The following is a 22,440-nucleotide window of genomic DNA, read 5'->3' on the forward strand; positions in this document are numbered from 1 at the left end:
AGATGTTTGTTTATTTAAAGCTTAGTTTAGAATTAAAAAGTTCTATTTCTTCATATTGATTTCCTATTAAAATACCTCTTATTTTATTTGGATAAACAAATATTTTTATTTTTTCAGGTCTAATCGAAATGGGATTTTCTAGTGATGCTTTTAGTGTTGTTTTTTTTCCTTTCAGTGCATTATAATGTTCTTCTAACCCGTAACACCATTCTACTTGTTCTGTGTTTGTTAATTCAAATGTTATTTCAAAGAAATGCCCAAACTGATTTTTAACAAATAAAACTCTATCAAAGTAGAGCGCATTTTGAGTGCTGTTTTTAGATTCAGCGTTTGATTTTTGTTTAATCCAGTTTGTAGGGAATAATATTAATTCTGGTCTTTCTAATTTAATAACTAACCAATCATTAATATAGTTATCTAAATATGTTTTAATATTATCCGAGATCGCGTTATAAAATTCCTGAACATTACTCCATGTTTTTTCTTCACCCTTTTTATCATAGATGTACACATCGTAAATTAGTTTAGGAATATCTTTTGTAACTTTATTTAATTCTCGTATTACTTCTTGAATATTTTGATCCTTCTCTTTTATCAAAGGAATATTATATTTTTTATTTTTATTGATATCATTTATAAGAATGTCAAATTTTGATGTTTTACTCTTATAATTGTCATCAATCATTCTGTTTAATGTATTAGCAATAAGTTCTCTTTCATTTATGCGGAGTATTTCTAATCCTAATCGGAAATAATCAAAAGCCTTATATTGAAATGTCGTTGGATCAAATGCATTTGTAGATTTTGAATAAAAAGGGATGTTGTATTCTACAATTAAAGGTTGTGAAGATTTCCCTCGATTACTCTTTTGAATAGTCTTAAATGATAGTTTTAAAGGGGTTTTGGGGATCTTAATTAATAAAGTATCTTTTGTTATTAAATTGAATGTGGTAAAAGACTGTTCATGATGGAAACTTTGAGAATAATTATTTCCAACATAATTAATTTTATAAGTTAAACTATCTAACCAAAACTGTAAATTTTCATCTTTTTTAATCAAATGATCGTTTACTTTATATTCATATAGTTCTTGTATTTTTGATTGGGAATTGACAATAAATGAGCTCAGAATAAGTAAAAGTAGTAATCTTATTTTCATGCTAAAAGTTTGTATAATGTTTAAAAAGCTACTAAATAAAATTGTTTGAGCTTTCGAGAATTGGTTAGTTTAGTTAAAGTCAAATATAGGAACATATTTATAATTATGTAGATTAAGTTATTAATCATATCGCAGATTTCGGATTATCATTTTTGAAGAAAATTAATTACAGAGTTCCTCTAAATCTCCTTTTGAAACCAAGTGCCCTAGCCCTGATGGGAGGGAAAATCCTTTTGTGGTGGGGTTCACCACAAAAGATTGGAAGGACAGCAGGAATAGCTTCTAATTAAAATTCCAATACTTAAAATTCCAAATTCCAATTTTATGTGCATGGTTTTTTCGCAATCCCTTTGCGATCTCAAAGCAAAGCGAAATAAAACAAATTTTTGCGAACTTTGCGTAATACTTTGTGCCCTTTGCGGTAAATGTCTTTTTTAAGTTCCAATAAAGAAATCCCAAATTCCAAACTTTTTTGGCTTCTTGATTAATATTTGAATTTAGTTTTCATAAGCCTTCGACTTCGCTCAGGGTGACAAACGGGTTTAAAATTCCAAATTCTAATTTTATCCGCATGATTTTTTCGCAATCCATTTGCGATCTCAAAGCAAAGCGAAATAAAACAAATCCTTGTGAACTTTGCGTAATACTTTGTGCCCTTTGCGGTAAATGTCTTTTTTAAATTCCAATATTTAATCCCGAAGCTTCGGGACCAAATTCCAATTATCCGTGATTTGTCAATTTCGAGGAACGAGAAATCACACGCGGGACGAACACACTGTTGCGGAGTTACTTTATGTGATTTCTCCTTGCTTCAAAATGACAAATTTTGTGTCAAATTACTTTTCTAAGATGAATTTATCGCCTATGTGATAAAAAAATCATAACGAAAAAAAACTCCAATAAAAAAACCTTTGAACCTTTGCTACTTTGAACCTCTGAACCTATAAAAAAACCTTAAAAAAAACTATTTTTGTATCTGAAAAGAAAAGCCATAAAATAATGTCAATAGTTAAAGAGTTACAACAATTATCAGAATCATTAGAAGGAACACTTTTATACGATGATCTTCATAAAACGCTTTATTCGACCGATGCTTCGGTGTATCGAATTCGACCAAAAGCGGTTGCGGTGCCTAAAACGATAGACGATATTAGTAAACTGATTCGGTTTGCGGGGAAACATCATATTTCGATTACGCCACGAACTGCGGGAACTTCGCTTGCGGGGCAAACGGTTGGCGACGGAATTGTGGTGGATGTATCAAAGAATTTTACCAAAATTCTGAATTTTGACCCCATTAAAAAAACGGTTACGGTTCAGCCTGGTGTGATTCGCGATGAACTGAATTTATTTCTGAAACCTCACGGTGTATTTTTTGGTCCGAATACTTCAACCTCAAACCGTTGTATGATTGGCGGAATGGTGGGGAATAATTCTTCGGGAACAACTTCGATTCGTTATGGTGTAACGCGTGATAAAATTGTCGAAATCAAAGGACTTTTGAGCGACGGTTCTGAAGTAGTTTTTAACGAACTGACTTCGGCGGAATTTATTGAAAAAACCAAAGGTGATACTTTAGAAAATAAAATATACAAAAACATTTACGACGAACTTTCGGTAAAAGCTACGCAGGAAGAAATTGTAAAGGAGTTTCCGAAACCGGAGATTCACAGGAGAAATACAGGTTACGCCGTTGATATTCTATTAAAATCGGATTTGTTTGGCGGAACGGAACCAACAATTAATCTGGGGAAATTACTTTGCGGAAGCGAAGGAACGCTGGCTTTTACAACCGAAATCACTTTAAAAGTTGACGATTTACCGCCTGTCAATAATATTATGGTTGTGGCGCATTATCATAGCATTCAGGAATCGCTGGAATCAGTTGTAGTCGCAATGAAACACCATTTGTACACTTGCGAAATGATCGACGACACGATTTTGGATTGTACCAAAACGAATCGGGAACAGTCAAAAAACAGATTCTTTTTGGTTGGAGAACCTAAAGCAATTATGATGTTTGAGGTAGCTTCACATGATCCTAAAGATGCCGAGAATCAGGCAAATGCTTTAGTGGCGGATTTAGAAAAAAATAATTTTGGTTATGCACTCGTAAAAATTTACGGTGCCGATATTGACAAAGTAAACGAACTTAGAAAAGCCGGATTAGGACTTTTGGGCAGTATTGTTGGAGATAACAAAGCAGCCGATTCTATTGAAGATACAGCGGTTGAATTGAGCGATTTGCCGGCATATATTGCAGAGTTTTCGGCGATGATGTTACGTCACGGACAAGCTGCGATTTATTACGCACATGCAGGAGCGGGAGAACTGCATTTGCGTCCGGTTTTGAATTTGAAGAAAACATCTGACTTAAAATTATTCAGAACCATCGCGACAGATGTAGCTATTTTGGTTAAAAAATACAGAGGTTCGCTAAGCGGTGAGCATGGCGACGGAATTGTGCGCGGAGAGTTTATTCCGTTTATGATTGGTGAGACAAATTATGAATTGCTGAAAAGAATCAAATTGGCATTTGACCCGAATTCGGTTTTGAATATCGGGAAGATTGTCAATGCTTTGAAAATGGACGAAAACCATCGTGTGGTTTCGGGCAGAGTTGAGCCGGATATTAAGACGTTTCAGGATTTCTCCGACAGTTTAGGGATTTTGCGTGCTGCCGAAAAATGCAACGGATCGGGAGATTGTAGAAAATTGCCATCGGCAGGAGGATCGATGTGTCCGAGTTATCGTGCGACCAAAAATGAAAAAGAAACAACGCGTGCAAGAGCCAATGCGTTGCGTGAATATTTGACGTATTCTGAGAAAGAAAATAAATTTGACCAGAAAGAACTTTACGAAGTTTTTGAGTTATGTGTGAGCTGTAAAGCCTGCGCCAGCGAATGTCCGAGTAATGTAGATGTTGCAACTTTAAAAGCAGAATTTTTATACCAATATCAAAAAGCAAACGGATTCTCGACCCGAAATAAGATTTTTGCTCACAATGCAAAACTCAATAAAATGGGAAGTTTGTTTCCGTCCATTACGAATTTTATTTCGAATCAATCTCTTGTGAAAAAAAGCATGGGAATTGCGCCGGAAAGACAAGTTCCATTATTGGCGAAAAAGACTTTTAAGAAATGGTATGAAAATTATAAACCTAAAGATAATAATTTCCCGAACGGACAAGTGTACTTGTTTAATGACGAATTCACAAATTATTACGACGTAAATATCGGAATTGATGCTTTTGAATTATTGACCAAATTAGGTTACGAAGTTCTAGTTGTGAATCATGAAGAAAGCGGAAGAACTTATTTGTCTAAAGGATTCCTGGAAGAAGCTAAGAAAATAGCCAATACCAACGTAAACATTTTCAAGGATTTAATTTCCGCGAAAGCGCCATTAATAGGAATCGAACCTTCGGCAATTTTGACTTTTAGAGACGAATATTTACGTCTTGCGGATGATAAAGAAAGTGCAGAAAGAGTGGCGCAAAGTGCTTTTACAATCGAAGAATTCTTTAAAAAAGAGATTGTAGATGGAAAGATTACGTCTGATGCTTTTTCGGATGAAAAGAAAGAAATCAAGATTCACGGACATTGTCATCAGAAATCATTGAGTTCTGTTGAAGCGACTTTCGCAATGCTGAATTTACCAATCAATAATACGGTTACGATTTACAATTCGGGTTGTTGCGGAATGGCGGGATCATTTGGTTACGAAAAAGAACATTATCAGGTAAGTATGCAAATGGGAGAAGACACTCTGTTTCCAAAAGTAAGAGCCACTGCTCAAAATGTAAAAATCGCAGCGGCAGGAACTAGCTGTCGTCATCAAATTTTTGACGGAACAAGTAGAGAAGCACAACATCCGGTAAGTATTTTAAGAAGCTGCTTGAAGTAAAAAAAATGTTTGCCACGAATTTCACGAATAAGCACGAATTTTTTTGTTTCTAATCTTTGTCTAAAAGTTTTGCCACAGATTAAAAGGATTTTTGTTTCATGCAGATTCGCAGATTTAAACAGATTTAATTTTCGATTTTTATTTAAATTGATCTGCGCGTATCTGCTTAAATCATTTTATCCCGATAGCTATCGGGAGCGTGAGAAAATAATTCGTGCTTATTCGTGAAATTCGTGGCAAAAAAATAAACCAGCGTAAATCCGTTTAATCCGCACAATCTGTGGGCAAAAAATAATTCATAAAATTTGTGCAATTCGTGGCAAAAAAACTTTGCGTCTTCGCGCCTTTGCGGCAAAAAAATAATTTGCAAAGAAACAAAATCGTTTTATATATTTGAAATCAGGATAATTTTTGCATTATTTGCAAAATAAAACCACAAAGACCGAAATATATTAATTTATAAAGCAAAATCACATATGGCATTATCAGGTTTATTCCGTAAAAAAACGGTACAAGATATTCTGAAACAGGTTGCAAAAAACGAAGCAGATGGTCATAATGCACTAGGAAAGCATTTAACAACCAGAGATTTAACTGCTTTTGGGATTGCAGCTATTGTTGGAGCAGGAATTTTCAGTACGATCGGGAAAGCCAGCGCAGATGGTGGTCCGGCTGTTATTTTCTTGTTTTTATTTACGGCACTTGCCTGTAGTTTTGCTGCTTTTGCTTACGCCGAATTCGCATCGATGGTTCCGGTTTCAGGAAGTGCTTATACGTACTCTTATGTAGCTTTTGGAGAAATTATCGCCTGGATAATCGGTTGGGCTTTAATCATGGAATATGCCGTAGGAAATATAACTGTCGCGATATCGTGGAGTGATTATTTTACAGGACTGCTCCAGAGTGGTGGAATTCATTTGCCGCAATGGATTCAAATGGATTATCTAACGGCTTCAAACGGATTTAAAGATGCTACTGCTTTAATGCAAGGCGGAAAATCATACGAAAACTTAAGCACTGCTTTGCAGGCTTCCTATACTGCCTGGACAACAGCGCCAACAATTGGTTCTTTCCATTTTGTGGCTGATTTACCGGCTTTATTCATCATTATTTTAATTACTGCTTTGGTTTACAGAGGAATGAAAGAATCTCGTAATGCCAGTAATGCTATGGTAGTTGTAAAACTTTGCATTGTCCTTTTGGTTATTGCCGTGGGTGTATTTTATGTCGATACTGCCAATTGGCATCCGTTTGCACCAAACGGTGTAAGTGGTGTTTTAAAAGGAGTTTCGGCGGTATTCTTTGCTTATATTGGTTTTGATGCCATCTCTACAACTGCTGAAGAATGTAAAAATCCGCAACGTGATTTACCACGCGGAATGATGTGGGCGATTATCATTTGTACTATTTTATATATTGCCATTGCTTTGGTTTTAACCGGAATGGTGCGTTATAACGAATTGAATGTTGGAGATCCTTTAGCATTTGTTTTCGATAAATTAAATCTAAAATGGATGTCCGGAATCATTGCTGTAAGTGCGGTGGTAGCTATGGCGAGCGTTCTTTTGGTTTTCCAGATGGGACAACCTCGTATCTGGATGAGTATGAGTCGTGATGGTTTATTGCCAAAGAAATTTTCGACAGTGCATCCAAAATTTAAAACACCATCATTTGCTACAATTGTAACAGGTTTTGTGGTGGCAGTTCCAGCTTTGTTTCTGAACTTAACAATGGTAACAGATTTATGCAGTATCGGAACTTTATTTGCCTTTGTATTGGTTTGTGCGGGAGTTTTGGTATTGCAAAATAAAACAGATATTCCAAGAGGGAAATTCAAAACGCCTTATGTAAATTCAAAATATATTATGCCGGTTTTAATGATTGCCGGATTGTATTATGCTTTTGCTTTTAATAATAAAGCAACAATGGCTTTTATTAATAATGAGACCCAAACAAATGATGCAACGACAATTATTACCTCTTTAGATAAAGAAGAATCGACTAAAGTCTTCAATTATTTAGAAAGTATCGATGTTCACAATAAAACTGCCGAAACATCTGATTTAGAGCATTTGTTGAGTCAATATCAGGACGATACGGTAAAATATGCTGAAGTTGTAAAAGGTTTGCCAATCAACGATTCGCTAAAATATGAATCAGGTTTCAGTTTATTCAAACACAAAATCCCAATGTGGATTTTTATAATAGTTTTGATTGGATTAGCCGTTTGGTCATTCAGACAAAATTTATCTTTAATTCCGTTATTAGGACTTATTTGTTGTCTTTATATGATGGCTGAATTAAGCGTGTGGAACTGGATTTACTTTACAATCTGGTTATTAATGGGATTGGTTATTTACTTTACTTATAGTCGAAAAAATAGTAAACTGAATTTTCCTAAAGAAGTGTAGATAATTATTAATTGTGAATTATAAATTATAAATTGAAATGCCGTTCTGAGATTATTCTTAGAACGGCATTTTTTTTGTTAGGATTAATAAAAAATATTTCACGCAGATTCTGCAGATTAAAGCAGATTTAATTTGGATTTAGTTATGAATAAAATCTGCGTACATCTGCTTAAATCATTTTAAATCTGCGTGAAATAACTCTGCTCATATTTACCGACCTCTTCTTTGTTTATACCCGTTATTAATTTTTTAAAGTAAAAATTTCGTATAATTAATCTTATGTTTTTTAAAGCTTTTTTCTTAGGTTTGTCTTTAATAAATTTTTAATTTAATTTTTCGATACATGAGTTTTCTTGATAAGATATTGGGCAAAAAAGAATCCCCAGTAGTGACATACACTGATTTTTGGAATTGGTTTTTAAAACATGAAAAAGAGTTTTTCAAAGTTGTCCAAAATGGTAAAAATATACATACAGATTTTTTCGATAAGCTATCTCCAAAACTAGATGAAATTCATGATGGAATTTATTTCTTAACAGGAATGTCTGATGATCAAACGGCCGAATTAGTTCTAACACCCGATGGAGCAGTTAGAAATATTTATGTAATAGAAGAGTTGGTCAATTCCGCTCCAAAAATTGAAGGCTGGAAATTTACTGCTCTTAAACAGGCAGTAGACATTAAAGATGTTGGAATAAAATATGAGAATTTTGAATTTAATAAAGACAATTTAAAATTCTATCCGAATATAGATAAAAACTGTCCTGACGAAATTGATTTAACCATTGTTTATGACCATTATACCGAAGATAAAAAGGCAGCGGTAAGCAATGGAGTTTATATTTTCCTCGATAATTATTTAGGCGAATTACACTCCGTTACTTTAATAGATCATATGAAAGTAATAGGAAATCAGGAAGTTTCAGAAGAGTTAATTCCGATTGAAAAGTTAAAAGATTATTTAATTTGGAGAGAAAAGGAATTTATCGAAAAATATGATGGAGTAAGGCATGATACAGAATTTGATGGTTATGCAAATTTTGAAGGAAAAAGGAAAAGCGGAGCAATTATTTTAGCAATGATCAATACAACACTTTTAGCATGGGATAAAAAAGTATCACATCCGTGGGTTTTTATTATTTCGATTCCTTTTAATAGGACTGATAATACCGGTTTGCTTGATAGCGAAACGTATAAGTTAATGAACGATATCGAAGATGAAATAATGTTTAGTCTGCCCGATTCAGATGGATATTTAAATGTTGGTAGAGAGACAACAGATGGTAAAAGGGAAATCTTTTTTGCTTGTAAAGAATTTAGAAAACCACCAAAAGTTTTAGATCAGATAATTATGAAGTACAGCCAAAAACTGGAAATAAGTTATGAAATCTATAAAGACAAATATTGGCAGTCTTTTAGTCATTTTGAGGAGAAATAAATATTGAATAAGCCGTTCTGATAATTAATCACAGAACGGCATTTTATTTTTTTGTTATGGATTAATGGATTAGAAAAAAAATATTTCACGCAGATCTGGCAGATTAAAGCAGATTTAATTTTTGATCTTTATTTAAAATAGAATCTGCGTACATCTGCCTAAATCCTTTAATATCTGCGTGAAATAACTCTGCTCATATTTTTTTGCTTACCTAAATAATTCTTTTAAGAATTTATTTTTTAATAATCTTTTGCATGGTTTCTTTTCCATTTTCCAATTTGATCGTAATAAAGTAAAGTCCCGCACTTAGACGGCTTACATCAATAGTACTTTATTTTTTTGTTATGGATTAATGGATTAGAAAAAAATATTTCACGCAGATCTGGCAGATTAAAGCAGATTTAATTTTTGATCTTTATTTAAAATAGAATCTGCGTACATCTGCCTAAATCCTTTAATATCTGCGTGAAATAACTCTGCTCATATTTTTTTGCTTACCTAAATAATTCTTTTAAGAATTTATTTTTTAATAATCTTTTGCATGGTTTCTTTTCCGTTTTCCAATTTGATCGTAATAAAGTAAAGTCCCGCACTAAGACGGCTTACATCAATAGTACTCGTATTGGATTTTCCTTCCTGAACTACACTTCCTTGTGCCGAAATAATGCTATAATCAGTTATCGGAACAGTTGAGTTTACCTGCAAAGTTTGATCTACAGGATTTGGGAATAAACGAACAGCGTACGATTCTTCTTCTGTAGTTGTTGGGCTAGCCGCCATTTTAGAAGTAGTTGTACCCCAAGTATAAGAGTAGCCGTCAGTTTTATTCAATAAATCAGGAGTTTGATTTGCAGAACCGCTTGAACCGTTATTAAAAATTACATTTACAGATGTTGGACCTGTAATAGTGTATTTATAAAAACCATTTGTGTCGGCTACCATTGCTACTCCCGGCCACGTTGTACTGGCAACGCTTCCTGATGGAACAGCATTCCAGTAATGTACTTTTGGAATACCAGTCCAGCTTGTTGGCGGTTTAAAATAAACAGTCAGAGTTGGAACAGCAGTAAAAGTATAAACTTCACTTTTTATTGCCGATGAAACTCCTAATGCATTAATCACAAATGCTTTTAAAGTTGTATTTGCAGTAATGGCAAGTGTTTTAGTACCAATTGCAGCTGTAGAACCTGCGGTAGGAGTGGTTCCTTCTAAAGTATAATAAATAATAGAAGTTGTTTCATTTGCAGTCAGAACGACATTTACAGTAGTTCCGGTTGTAAATGTTCCTCCCGGTTTTGAATTTGTAAAATCAGGAACAATAACGGGACATCTGTTAGAAGGTTCGGCAGCTAACCAAGCCGAATCGTAAAATTTAATTCCTGCCGTAGTGCTCAAATCGGCTGTTTTAAGATTTCCGTCATTAAACAATAAATTCGTTGCACTTACCGTCGACGGGAAAGTATATTTGTACCAATCACCACAATCCTGAGTCATGGCTACTCCCGGATATGTTACAGTAGGAGCTGTTCCTGTTGGTGACCAGTAATATACTTTTACAGCAGAACTCCAGTTGGTTGGTTTTTTAAAATAAACCGTAAAAGTAGATGGAGTGCTAAAAGTATAAGTCTCCGTTTTAACAGCCGAACTTGTTCCCGCTGCATTTTTCACAAATGCCTTAAGAGTAGTTGTACTGTTTATTGCCAGTGTTTTAGATCCTACCGAAGAAGCCGAAGCTGTTGTAGGAGTAGTTCCGTCTAAGGTATAATAAATAGTAGAAGTTGTTTCATTTGCGGTCAAAACAACGTTTAAAGTTGTTCCCGTTGTAAAAGAACCACCAGCTTGCGAAATTGTAAAATCGGGCGCTACAGTAGTTGAACATCTGTTTGCAGGTTCAGCAGCTAACCAGGCGCCATCATAAAACTTAATTCCGCCAGTCGAATTTAAGTCGGCAGTTTTTAAGGTTCCGTCGTTAAATAATAAATTTGAAGCCGTTACAGTTGATGGAAAAGTATATTTATACCAATCGCCACAATCCTGCGTCATGGCTATTCCCGGATAAGTTACCGCAGGAGATGTTCCGGTTGGCAACCAATAATAGATTTTTACGGCAGCATTCCAATTGGAAGGTTTTTTGAAATAAACCGTGAATTCCGGGATTGCTCCAATCGTGTAAGTCTTAGTAACAATCTCAGATTGATTTCCGTCTTTGTCTACCGCAAAAGCCTTAACAGTGGTTGTTTGCGCGATATTAATCGTTTTTGTGGATTCGGCAAATGAAGACGAAAGCGTAGGAGTAGAATCATCAGTTGTATAATACAATTTTGGTTTTGGGTCAGTGCTGTCAGTTGCTGAAATAGTTACATCAAAAGCGGTTAGGGAGTTGCTGGTATCTGGAGTAAAGGCAATTTTTGGAGCCACATCCAGATTTTTTCCAACCCAAACATGTTGAATTTTCGATTTGGTCACATTTCCTTTTTTATCCGTAACTTCAACATAGTAATCCAATAATTTCTCGGATATTCCTGCAATTTCAGCCGAGTATTGATTGGCGATTACGTCAGGAAGCATGTATAAATCGGCTTGAGGGCTATTAGTAAAATTCCCTTTAGGGAAAACTCTTTCCGTCATAGGTAATGAAACCCAGTTTCCTACTTCGGTACCACCCGCATAAGTTTCGTTTTGATTGGAGCTTTGACTATTTTTTCCATCAACATCCACTCGGTATTTCAATTCAGATCTTTCAATTCCGCTTACATCATAAGCAAATGTATAAACCGTAAAATCTGCTGAATTCAGAAAATCTTTATACGCATAAGGCGCACCATATCCTTTTTCTCCCGGATTATAAGGCCAGCGTTGCGGAATAAACACAGATGGTTTTGTAGCATCTACACCAGGATGTGCATCCAGAGTAGGTTTTGCAAATTGCACACATCGGTTAACCGCCAGTGTTGTTTTTATTTCTAAGTCTTCGGCTAGACCGTAATACGCATTTCCGCTATCATAACCCGCCATTAAAAAATGCCAGGCTTTTTCAGCAGGACTTACAGCTGAGGTTGGATTTACAATTTCGCTCATTCTAAGATTATTTCCTTCCAGTTGTTCCGCCATAATAGCGTGGTTTTCACCTGCAGTAGTAATCGCCTGATTCATCATATCTTCCGTCCAGCCATTTGGATTGAATTTTTTGGTAACTGGATCAAAAAACGGCCACAACCAGTTTGTAAATTGTGGATGCCCAAAATCGCCATCAGCATTTACCCACGCACCGTCTTCAACATGCACAACTGCCGATTCAGGAACGGGATTATCCTGTAAATACTGCGGAATTGTTGTCGGAATATTTCCGTTAGCCGCAGATGCATGAGAAAACCCCGTAACCGATTCGTTGTAGTAAGATGAACCACCGCCCCAGGCATTATCGCCATCATGGGCAAATAAAACCAAAGGAGGTCTTGGCGAAGTCGAAGCTTTTGCAACAATAGGCGCAATAAGCGAAGTGCCAATTGCAGCATATCCATCTTCATAACTTTCGTAATCAGCCATAGGAACCACCGTAATTTTGTATTCCTGCGCTGTTTCCGGATCCACATATTTTGCCTTGTACGGAAGATAAGAATACGGCACGGCAAACTGACCGCCACGAGCATCTTTTTGAGCCGAGAACCAATTGTTTCCAGTAGTTTCTACCTGATCCGCTTTATTAGGAACATCACACATTGTTCCGCCAGAACCATATTTTATGGGATAATCTGCCAGAGTTCTGGACAAATGACTGTTGGCAATTACAGACCATTCGATACCGCATTCCGTCAGGGTTTTAATAATTCTTTCAGAAAAAGCACATTCGGCAGGCCAATATCCTTTAGAATCATGCGAGCCAAATAATTGGGCGCTATAATATTGATGCGCTTTAATCTCTTTTTTCAAAGCCTCATCGCTCAACAAAGGCGAAAGTGCATGATGCATCGTAAACGAAACGACTTCCATACGAGAGAATCCGCCCGAAGTTTTCCAAGCCTTTGCATCTTTAATGTTTTGCGTCCACGAATTAGAATATCCCCATTGATTGGCTTGGGCAAGTTCGTTCACGTTTTCCATCAAAGAACCACCATACGTAATTTGCGCTCCGGCTTTGGCCAAATCCCTGATAGAATTAATAGCATTTTTTGGCGCAAACTGATATGCCGCAACACGATCGCCGGTACCAAAGATTTCTTCTAGATTGTTTGTAGGATGTGCGAGACCGTTTTTGTCATTATTAGCACCAGAAACTTTTAAGTCCTGAGACTCTTTTACGATCTGATATCGGTTAGGATTTTTTTTACTGATATCACCCCAATACGTGGGCTGATGCAGGTGCCATAAGTAAGTAGTATTCACCTGTGCCTGCAAAAAAACAAAGGGAATTAATAACGCATAAAGCAAAAGTAAGGTTTTTTTCATAATTCAATTTTAGTTAGTTAAGTGGTTATTTTTTTGTTAAAAGTATATTTTATTAACATTAAAATTATTTAATAATCTGAAATTGAAGAACTACAACGTTTTAGTGTTTACAACTTTTTTAAAATAGCGAAGAAAAAAACTTTATTCGCAAGATTTGTTGTTTTTTATTGAAGAATATATTTTTTGAGTTTTTAATTATTTGAAAATGAATGTGAAAGACATTTTTGGGCATAAAAAAATCCGCGTGGAGCAAGAGATCTCCAGCGGATTTAAACAAACTAATAAAAAATCGTGCAAATTTATTTATAAAGAACTGTTTTGCTTTTGTAAGAAACTGTGAACTTTTTTTGCCACGAAGACGCGAAGGCACAAAGTTTTTTACGAATTATTTTTTCACGCTCCCGGTAGCTATCGGTATAAAAATGATTTAAGCAGATATGCACAGATTATATTCATAGCTAAATCTAAATTAAATCTGCTTAAATCATTTTAAATCTGCGTTAAACATTTTTTTTAATCATATAATCTATGGCAAAAAAAACCTGCGCTAATCAGTAAAATCCGTGGGCTATAATCTACAAAATCCCAAGTTCCACCATACAAGCCTTCATCATTTCATACGTACGCTGAATGTCGTTATCCAACCCAATCGAGAAGCGGATCAAACCATCTGTTAATCCCATTTCTTTTTGTTCCTCTAACGGAATTTCACTTGAAGTAGAAGTTCCCGGTGCGCTAAATAGTGTTTTGTAGAACCCTAAACTTACCGCCAAGTAACCTAAGTTTCTCGCTTGCATCAACTCCATTAATTCATTGGCTTTAGCCAAAGTACCAACATCAATCGTCAACATTCCGCCAAAACCATATTCCGGATTAATCATCGTTTTGTACAATTCATGACTCGGGTGACTTTTTAATCCCGGATAAACTGTTTTTAAACCATCGGCTTCAAATTGATCTGCCAGAAAATGCGCATTATGACTGTGTTGTTTAATTCGAATATGAAGCGTACGCAGGTTTTTCATTACCGAAGCCGAACGCAAACTATCCATTGTAGGTCCCAAAAGCATACTCGCTCCGGAGTTTACATTTTTAAGCGAATTGATAAATTCCTTAGAAGCACAAGTCACACCCCCAACCGTATCACTGCTTCCGTTAATATATTTTGTCAAACTATGAATCACGATATCTGCGCCTAATTTTGCCGGAGAAACAGACAAAGGCGAAAACGTATTATCAACTACCAATTTCAGGTTATGCTTTTTGGCAATCTTTGCCAAACCTGCAATATCAGCCACTTCAAGCAACGGATTACTCACTGTCTCACAATACAAAACTTTCGTATTTGGCGTAATAGCTGCTTCAACCACATCGAGTTTCGTGATGTCTACAAAGCTGGTTTCAATTCCAAAACGAGGTGTGAAATTCTTCAGAAAAGCATACGTTCCACCATAAATAGTTCTACTTGAAACAATATGATCACCCGCGCCGCACAACTGCAACAGAGTAGGCGTAATCGCACCCATTCCCGAAGCCGAAACATTCGCCGTTTCCGTTCCTTCCATTGCTGCCAAAGCCTGATCCAAATACAAATTACTTGGCGAAGAATGGCGCGAATACAAATAACAGCCTTCCATATTGCCCTCGAAAGTGTCAAACATCGTTTTTGCCGAAAGAAACGTATAAGTAGAAGAATCAGAAATCGATGGATTTACACCACCAAATTCCCCAAAATATTGCAAATCCTGAATTTTATCAGCCGGATTAAAGTCTTTCATTTTTATGTTGTTTTTTTAGTTTCAAGTTTCAAGTTGTTGGAACCTATTAATCAAACTTTAATTTTTAACCATTTTCATTGGAATTTGGAATTTAAAAATTGTGATTTGATTTTAATTAAGGAGCTATTTCCTGCTATCCGTTTCAATCTTTTATGCCTCCCGAAGCCTCGGGACCGGCATAAAAGGATTTCCACTTCTATCAGGGCTAGGACACTCGTTTTCAAAATAAATTCTATTCAAAATAACATCTTATTAGAAAATTAATCAATGATGTAAGTAATAATTAGATTTTAAAACTATAAAAATGTATTTGTAAAGATTATTATTCTAAATTTGATTCAGAAAAACCAAATCACTAGATTTTCTTTCACCGCAACAACAAACTATAAACAACAAACCATAAACCGTTAAAATGACTTTAGACGCCACCGACAAAAAACTCTTGGTTCTGTTACAAACCGACAGTAAAAAAACAACCAAAGAATTGTCTTTAAAACTTAATCTTTCGGTAACAGCAGTTTACGAAAGAATCAAAAAGTTAGAGCGCGAAGGAATAATCAAAAACTACGTAGCACTTGTCGACAAATCAAAAATGGAAAAAGGATTTGTAGTTTTTTGTCATTTAAAACTCATTCAGCACACCAAAGAATTCCTAACCAAATTCGAAAGTGAAGTCATCAAACTAAACGAAGTTTTGGAATGCCATCACGTAAGCGGAGATTACGATTATATCCTAAAAGTACTCGTAAAAGACATGGAAGCCTACAGAGAATTTCTGGTAACCAAACTCACAACATTACAGCATATAGGCAGTACACAAAGTATGTTTATGATTAGTGAGGTCAAGAATTCAACGGTTATTTTTTGAGGAAGGTTTTGCCACGAAGGCTCGAAGACACAAAGTTTTATTTTTTTAGTCTCGAAAGTGTTGTTTCAAGTTTATTTAGTTTCAGGTTTCAGATTTTTCCCAAAATTTGTAATTTATTGAATTGTTTCTAGCTTTAAATGGGGGTCATTAATTGCAGTAATAAAATGGCTTTAGCCAAAATATACATTAGACTAAAGTCACTCAGCTTAACATTATATAAACTCCAGCTAAAGCTGGAGGCAATTCAAAACTGAAGCCCTACATAGAATGTAGCCAATCTTTATTTTATAGAGTTACTCGGGGGCTTCTTCGTTCCTCAGGATGACAAGTTTGTGTATAAACTGTGCGACTCAGCGATAAAACAAAAATCTGCTTTATCTGCAAAATCTGCGAGAAAACCTTTTTAGCTATCAGAATTACTAACAAAAAAACAAAACTTAGCATCTCGAGGCTTCGGGATTGCATAACTCTTAGCAAATTTCACGGTAAAAAAAACTTTGTGCCTTTGTGTCTTTGTGGCAAAAACCTTCCCCAAAATTTCACACAAAAAACATTGAGATTTAAACTTTAAACAAAACTTTATTCCTTAATTTTGTATCGCTAAAAATAAAATAGACAAACTATGAGTTCATTTGACGTAGTCATTATAGGTTCAGGACCGGGCGGATATGTATCAGCAATTCGTTGCGCACAATTAGGTTTCAAAACAGCAATTGTAGAAAAGTATAGCTCTTTGGGCGGAACTTGCCTTAACGTAGGTTGTATTCCTTCAAAAGCATTATTATCTTCTTCTCATCATTATGCAGAAATTGCACATTTTGCAGATCACGGAATTGAAGTTTCCGGAGATGTAAAAATCAATTTAGAGAAAATGATTGCTCGCAAGCAAGCAGTTGTAGATCAAACCGTAGGTGGAATCAACTACTTAATGGATAAAAATAAAATTACTGTTTTTAATGGTTTAGGATCTTTCGTAGACGCAACACATATTGCAGTTGCAAAAGTGGACGGAACATCAGAAACTATCGAAGCAAAATATACTGTAATTGCTACAGGTTCAAAACCATCTTCTTTGCCTTTCATCAAAATTGACAAAGAAAGAATCATCACTTCTACTGAAGCTTTGGCTTTAAAAGAAGTTCCAAAACACCTAGTAATTATTGGTGGTGGAGTTATCGGGATTGAGCTTGGACAAGTTTACTTACGTTTAGGAGCTCAGGTTTCTGTAGTAGAATTTATGGACAGAATTATTCCAGGAATGGATGCATCTTTGTCTAAAGAATTGACTAAAGTATTGAAAAAACAAGGAATGAAATTCTACGTTTCTCACAAAGTAAAATCAGTAGAACGAAACGGTGATGCTGTTGTAGTTCAGGCTGAAAATGCAAAAGGAGAAACGATCACTCTTGAAGGAGATTATTCATTAGTTTCTGTTGGTCGTCGTCCTTACACAGATGGACTAAATGCTGACAAAGCCGGAGTAAAAATTTCAGACAGAGGACAAGTTGAAGTAAACGATCATTTACAAACTAATGTTCCTAATATTTACGCAATTGGAGATGTTGTTCGTGGAGCAATGTTGGCACACAAAGCAGAGGAAGAAGGAACAATGGTTGCTGAAATCTTAGCAGGTCAAAAACCACATATCGATTATAACCTAATTCCTGGTGTAGTTTATACTTGGCCGGAAGTTGCTGCTGTTGGACAAACTGAAGAGCAGGTTAAAGCTTCAGGAACAGAATATAAAGTTGGAAGTTTTCCATTCAAAGCTTTAGGTCGTGCAAGAGCAAGTGGAGATCTTGACGGATTCGTAAAAATCATTGCTGATGCTAAAACAGATGAGGTTTTAGGAGTTCATATGATTGGAGCCCGTACTGCTGATTTAATTGCTGAGGCAGTTACAGCAATGGAATTCAAAGCTTCTGCTGAAGATATTTCAAGAATGAGTCATGCGCATCCAACTTTCGCGGAAGCGGTAAAAGAAGCTGCTTTGGCTGCTACTGATAATAGAGCATTACACGTATAAGTTACGTTAAATCATATTTTAAAACCCGTCAGAATTAGTTCTGACGGGTTTTTTATTGCAGCATTTTGTTTTCTTAGGTGTAGTGCCTATGGGTAATGCCATTAAACTAAGCTTTTTTAGACAATTATGACTAAAAAAAATCGCGCAAAGTCGCAAAGCCGCCAAGTTTACATAAATTTTCTTTGCGACCTGCGACTTTGCGCGAGATTTATTCGGCAAAGTACCGATCCCCAAACTTCGGGACAGGATAGATATTTCCTTAACTTAATGACATTGTCCTGCAGAACATTTTCACGAATATTTTCTTTTTTTTTACCGATATTTAATTCCTGGCGGAGTATTTCCAGAATGAATTAATAGTAATAATTTTATATCTCGGAGAGATTACATGTTGATAGAAATAATAATTCCTCCGTTAATTTTGTCCCATAGGGACTACACATTTTTAGACATTAAATTTTAATAGCAAAAAAATATAAAATCCCGAAAAAATTTTGTAAATTAGATGGAGAATTCTGATGTTATCTTTACTTCTGTAAAATGATAACGTTATGAAAAATAGATATATAACTCCGATTCTACTCGGAGCAGGAATCGCATTTATACTTTATTCCTGTCGTTCAAATATTCCAAAAAAAGCTGTTGCAATTCCTAATTTCGACAAAGCTAAATATCTTGGAAAATGGTTTGAAATTGCAAGATTAGACTACAAGTGGGAAAAAGACTTAAACAACGTAACTGCCGAATATTCTTTAAACGATAACGGCACAATCAAAGTTGATAACAGGGGCTATAATGTCACAAAAGACAAATGGGAGGAAAGCATCGGGAAAGCCAAGTTCGTCAAAAAGGACAATGTAGGTATGCTTAAGGTCTCATTTTTTGGTCCTTTTTATTCCGGTTATAATATAATTGCAATCGATGCAGATTACCAATATGCACTTGTCGCCGGCGAGAGCTTAAAATATATGTGGATACTTTCCAGAGAAACTACTATTCCTGAAAGTGTAAAAGCTGAATTTCTTATCAAAGCCCAGGAAATAGGTTATAACGTTTTGGACCTTGTCTGGGTAAAACATGACAAAAAAGGTTAAAAAAGGAAACCCGACAGTTATAAGCTGTCGGGTTTTTTATTTAGTTCAAAAATGATTTATACCGTGAAAACACTTTTGTAATTACCCCAATATCTGTAAATCAAGAATAAGTTAGCCAGAAACAATAGTGCCGCAATAGGCAGTTTTTCTGGTGACATAAAATAATTAATAAATAGAATATTAATAGTGATGGGAAGGATTAAAATATTAGCAAGAGTTACATAACGTCCCGTCACAAAAGCAATTCCGCAAATTAATTCGATTGACTTGGCTAATGGCATCAAATATTTTGAAGCAACTAGTCCAGTGTTAAAAGCTTTAAAATCATCGTTAGTTACTGGCTCTGCAGGCATTAAATGAAAGAAGAAGCTAATAGAGGCAAATAATAACAATAGACCAATCAAAACACGGACAATAATGGTAGCAATTTTCATAATACTAGGATTTTTAAGGGGTTAAAAATGTATAATTTATTTTTGGAAAACGTTACAATCTAAATTCTCTAATAAAATGAAAGTCTGATTTTAAAGCGATTCTATTGAGAATTTTACCATCTTTATAATCTTATTTTAAGATTTATATAATGCTATATCAAATATAACGAATTTTTTCTTATGAAATTGCGATCTTATTAACAGTTTTACTGTTTTTTATAGTATTTTTTATAAAAAAACAATCCACCTAAACCAATCAAAATAAAAGGCCAAAGATTAACCAGAAAAACAAAGATTGCTTCAAGAATGTACCAGCCAGTTTTTAATGAATCAATAATCTGAATGCCTAAATTTGGTTTGTAAGCGGCACTTTCTTTTTCGCTTGCCATTATTTCTTGTCTCACGGTTTCGTTTTGATAAAGCTGCAAAGTGATGGTGCTAAAATTGATTTGATCCTGCAAGGATAAGTTGTTAATGGTAGTGTTGTCATTGGCTTCTTTCTGGTCTGCTAAAGTATTTTCAGCTTCAAGAACGTCATTTATTTTTTTGCCTTTATTATCAATTGCTTTTTCAACTCTTTTTTCGGTTGTAGCGCTTCTTTTTTGCGAAAGCTGATTGGCTAATAATTTCAATGAAACATCATCGGCTTTGATAACTCTAAAATCCAGGAAATCAATTTGCTTGGCAATCGTTTTTATTACCGTGTCGAGTTGTGTGTTAGGAACGCGAATTGTAATGTTATTTTCGACCGTATATTTAGTAGTTTCAAGTGTACTGTCTTGACTTATTTTGGTTTTGATCTGATTCTGAATAGTACTTTGTAAATTGGTGTAGGTTACAAAACCTCCAAATTTTTGAGTAGCATTTTCAATTGCATAAGTAGACTTGACGACATTTTTTACCTTGAACTTAATATCAGCAGTTCGAATAAATTTCTGTTTGCTGTCTTTTCTTTCGACCGCAGCCGATGAGGAAACTGCTGTGCTGTCTGCTGTTGCGCTTACTGCTAAGTCTTCTGCAGAGGTTGAGTCTGCTTTTTTACAAGAAAATAGTAATGCGATAATTACCAAGGAAGTCAATCCTAATTTTGCAATTGTTTTCATAAAGGTTATAAAATTTGATTAATAAATAATAGATCCGCCAGTTTTAGCTGATATTTTTTTTGCCACAGATTACACAGATTAAGAGGATTTTCTCTTTAGGGTTAATTTTTCGCCACGAATTTCACGAAATAGCACGAATTGAATTAGTGAAAATTTGTGTGATTCGTGGCAAAAGAAAAATCATTCTAAATCATTTAAATCTGTGGCATTTTTTCGTGAGTAGTTTTTTAATCAAATGGCAAGAAAAATTTTAATAATTAGTATTAATTCGATATACTAAAAAGTGTGCCAATAATTTTTGAGGATTATTTTATTGAAGGATTTTTTTTGTCGTAATTTTGAAATCTAAAATTTACCCATTTTTGAGAGTTTCAATTCATAAACATATTTCAAATCCAGAGCAGTTTAAACAGCAACTTCTAACCTGGTCACAACAATTTCGCGAGATCGTTTTTTTGGATAGCAATTCTTATCCACAAGAATATTCCAGTTTTGATTGCGTGTTGGCGGTGGATGCTTTTACGTCTTTAAAAACAGATTTTTATAACGCTTTTGATGATTTAAAACAATATCAGCAAACGACTAAAGACTGGCTTTTTGGCTATCTTTCTTATGATTTAAAAAATGATGTTGAGGATTTAAAATCAGCTAATTTTGATGGTTTAGATTTTCCGGATATGTTTTTCTTTCAGCCGAAAAAAATATTTTTATTGAAAGGAAATCAGCTCGAAATGCGGTATTTATTCTTGTGTGATGATGAGGTCGAAGAAGATTTTGAAGAAATTATGCAAATTCAGAATGATTCTTTTGAAACATTGAATAATATCGAAGTGCAACAACGAATCTCAAAAGATTTATATGTCGAAAAAGTAACAAAAATGCTCGAACATATTCATAAAGGTGATATGTATGAAGCTAATTTTTGTATGGAGTTTTTTGCTGAAAGCGCCATTATAAATCCGTTGGAAAAATTTCAGAAACTGAATGTTATTTCGCAAGCACCGTTTTCGGTATTCTTTAAAAATCATAAACAATATTTGCTTTCCGCTTCTCCGGAACGTTATTTGAAAAAAACAGGAGAAACTTTGATTTCACAGCCTATAAAAGGAACTTCAAAGCGATCGTCTGATCCTATTGAAGACGAAAAATCAAAACAATTTTTACAATCAGATGCTAAAGAACGTGCCGAAAATATCATGATTACAGATTTGGTCAGGAATGATTTGTCGCATACCGCACAAAAAGGTTCTGTTGAAGTTACAGAGCTTTGTAAAATCTATTCGTTTTTGCAAGTGCATCAAATGATTTCTACAATAACATCAAAAATAGATTCTCAATATTCGGTGACAGATGTTTTAAGAACTACTTTCCCAATGGGAAGTATGACGGGCGCACCAAAGATTTCGGTTATGAAAATCATCGAAAACCTGGAAGAAACAAAACGAGGTTTGTATAGTGGTTCAATAGGATATTTTACGCCGGAAGGTGATTTTGATTTTAATGTTGTAATCAGAAGTATTTTGTACAATCAGGAAAATAAATACGTTTCTTTTTCTGTTGGAAGTGCCATCACATCACAATCTATTCCTGAAAATGAATACGAAGAATGTTTACTGAAGGCTAAAGCAATGCATGAGGTTTTAAAATAAAAGTTAGCCACGAATTGCACGAATGAGCACGAATTATTTTTTCACGCAGATTTAAAAAGATTAAGGCAGATTCGCGCAAATTATTTTTAATAAAATCTATTCAAATCTGCTTTAATCTGTAGAATCTG

13 protein-coding genes are annotated in these 22,440 nt (G+C 34.9%); 7 read left to right on the forward strand and 6 right to left on the reverse strand.

Annotation, left to right across the window (positions count from 1 at the left end):
* Positions 1-10 precede the first annotated feature (10 nt).
* A complete protein-coding gene (locus tag EAH81_RS08300) occupies positions 11-1,159 on the reverse strand; it encodes a hypothetical protein (protein WP_140505811.1) in 1,149 nt (382 codons plus the stop codon).
* 999 nt (positions 1,160-2,158) lie between these two features.
* On the opposite strand from EAH81_RS08300, the gene EAH81_RS08305 reads away from it, so the two are divergent.
* The 3 genes from EAH81_RS08305 to EAH81_RS08315 all read left to right on the forward strand — a co-directional run bounded on the left by EAH81_RS08305 (position 2,159) and on the right by EAH81_RS08315 (position 8,914).
* A complete protein-coding gene (locus EAH81_RS08305; RefSeq protein ID WP_140505814.1) occupies positions 2,159-5,065 on the forward strand; it encodes an FAD-binding and (Fe-S)-binding domain-containing protein in 2,907 nt (968 codons plus the stop codon).
* 476 nt (positions 5,066-5,541) lie between these two features.
* Positions 5,542-7,476 (forward strand): amino acid permease, encoded by a 1,935-nt coding sequence (locus EAH81_RS08310; RefSeq protein ID WP_140505817.1) that lies wholly within the window; start codon positions 5,542-5,544, stop codon positions 7,474-7,476.
* Between the two features lie 343 nt (positions 7,477-7,819).
* Positions 7,820-8,914 carry a DUF695 domain-containing protein gene (locus EAH81_RS08315; protein WP_140505819.1) on the forward strand — a complete coding sequence of 365 codons (1,095 nt, stop codon included), beginning with the start codon at positions 7,820-7,822 and terminating at the stop codon, positions 8,912-8,914.
* A gap of 232 nt (positions 8,915-9,146) precedes the next feature.
* Here the strand turns inward: EAH81_RS08315 and EAH81_RS28120 are convergent, their stop codons facing one another.
* From EAH81_RS28120 to EAH81_RS08330, 3 genes are all read right to left on the reverse strand, one after another.
* Entirely contained in the window at positions 9,147-9,239 is a 93-nt protein-coding gene (locus EAH81_RS28120; RefSeq protein ID WP_140506468.1) for a T9SS type A sorting domain-containing protein, read from the reverse strand.
* Positions 9,240-9,433: 194 nt separating this feature from the next.
* A complete protein-coding gene (locus EAH81_RS08325) occupies positions 9,434-13,360 on the reverse strand; it encodes a starch-binding protein (protein ID WP_140505821.1) in 3,927 nt (1,308 codons plus the stop codon).
* A 575-nt stretch (positions 13,361-13,935) separates the two neighbouring features.
* Complete coding sequence (locus EAH81_RS08330) at positions 13,936-15,138, reverse strand: aminotransferase class I/II-fold pyridoxal phosphate-dependent enzyme (RefSeq protein ID WP_140505824.1); 1,203 nt, start codon at positions 15,136-15,138, stop codon at positions 13,936-13,938.
* Between the two features lie 412 nt (positions 15,139-15,550).
* On the opposite strand from EAH81_RS08330, the gene EAH81_RS08335 reads away from it, so the two are divergent.
* The 3 genes from EAH81_RS08335 to EAH81_RS08345 all read left to right on the forward strand — a co-directional run bounded on the left by EAH81_RS08335 (position 15,551) and on the right by EAH81_RS08345 (position 19,126).
* Positions 15,551-16,006, forward strand: a complete 456-nt coding sequence (locus tag EAH81_RS08335; RefSeq protein WP_099711220.1) for an Lrp/AsnC family transcriptional regulator — start codon at positions 15,551-15,553, stop codon at positions 16,004-16,006.
* 622 nt (positions 16,007-16,628) lie between these two features.
* Positions 16,629-18,032, forward strand: coding sequence for a dihydrolipoyl dehydrogenase (lpdA, locus tag EAH81_RS08340; protein ID WP_140505827.1), 1,404 nt, complete (start codon positions 16,629-16,631; stop codon positions 18,030-18,032).
* A 551-nt stretch (positions 18,033-18,583) separates the two neighbouring features.
* Positions 18,584-19,126: a lipocalin family protein gene (locus tag EAH81_RS08345; RefSeq protein WP_140505829.1), complete on the forward strand. Its 543-nt coding sequence runs from the start codon at positions 18,584-18,586 to the stop codon at positions 19,124-19,126.
* 56 nt (positions 19,127-19,182) lie between these two features.
* Here EAH81_RS08345 and EAH81_RS08350 read toward each other — a convergent pair whose 3' ends face one another.
* Complete coding sequence (locus tag EAH81_RS08350; protein ID WP_140505831.1) at positions 19,183-19,560, reverse strand: DoxX family membrane protein; 378 nt, start codon at positions 19,558-19,560, stop codon at positions 19,183-19,185.
* A 206-nt stretch (positions 19,561-19,766) separates the two neighbouring features.
* A complete protein-coding gene (locus EAH81_RS08355; protein ID WP_140505833.1) occupies positions 19,767-20,663 on the reverse strand; it encodes a DUF4349 domain-containing protein in 897 nt (298 codons plus the stop codon).
* A 362-nt stretch (positions 20,664-21,025) separates the two neighbouring features.
* Between EAH81_RS08355 and EAH81_RS08360 the strand changes: the two genes are divergently transcribed.
* The gene (locus tag EAH81_RS08360; protein WP_140505836.1) at positions 21,026-22,312 is read left to right on the forward strand and encodes an anthranilate synthase component I family protein; all 1,287 of its coding nucleotides are present in this window, start codon (positions 21,026-21,028) and stop codon (positions 22,310-22,312) included.
* The last annotated feature ends 128 nt before the right edge of the window (positions 22,313-22,440 follow it).

The sequence above is a fragment of the Flavobacterium pectinovorum genome (assembly GCF_006438875.1).
Taxonomy (GTDB): domain Bacteria; phylum Bacteroidota; class Bacteroidia; order Flavobacteriales; family Flavobacteriaceae; genus Flavobacterium; species Flavobacterium pectinovorum_A.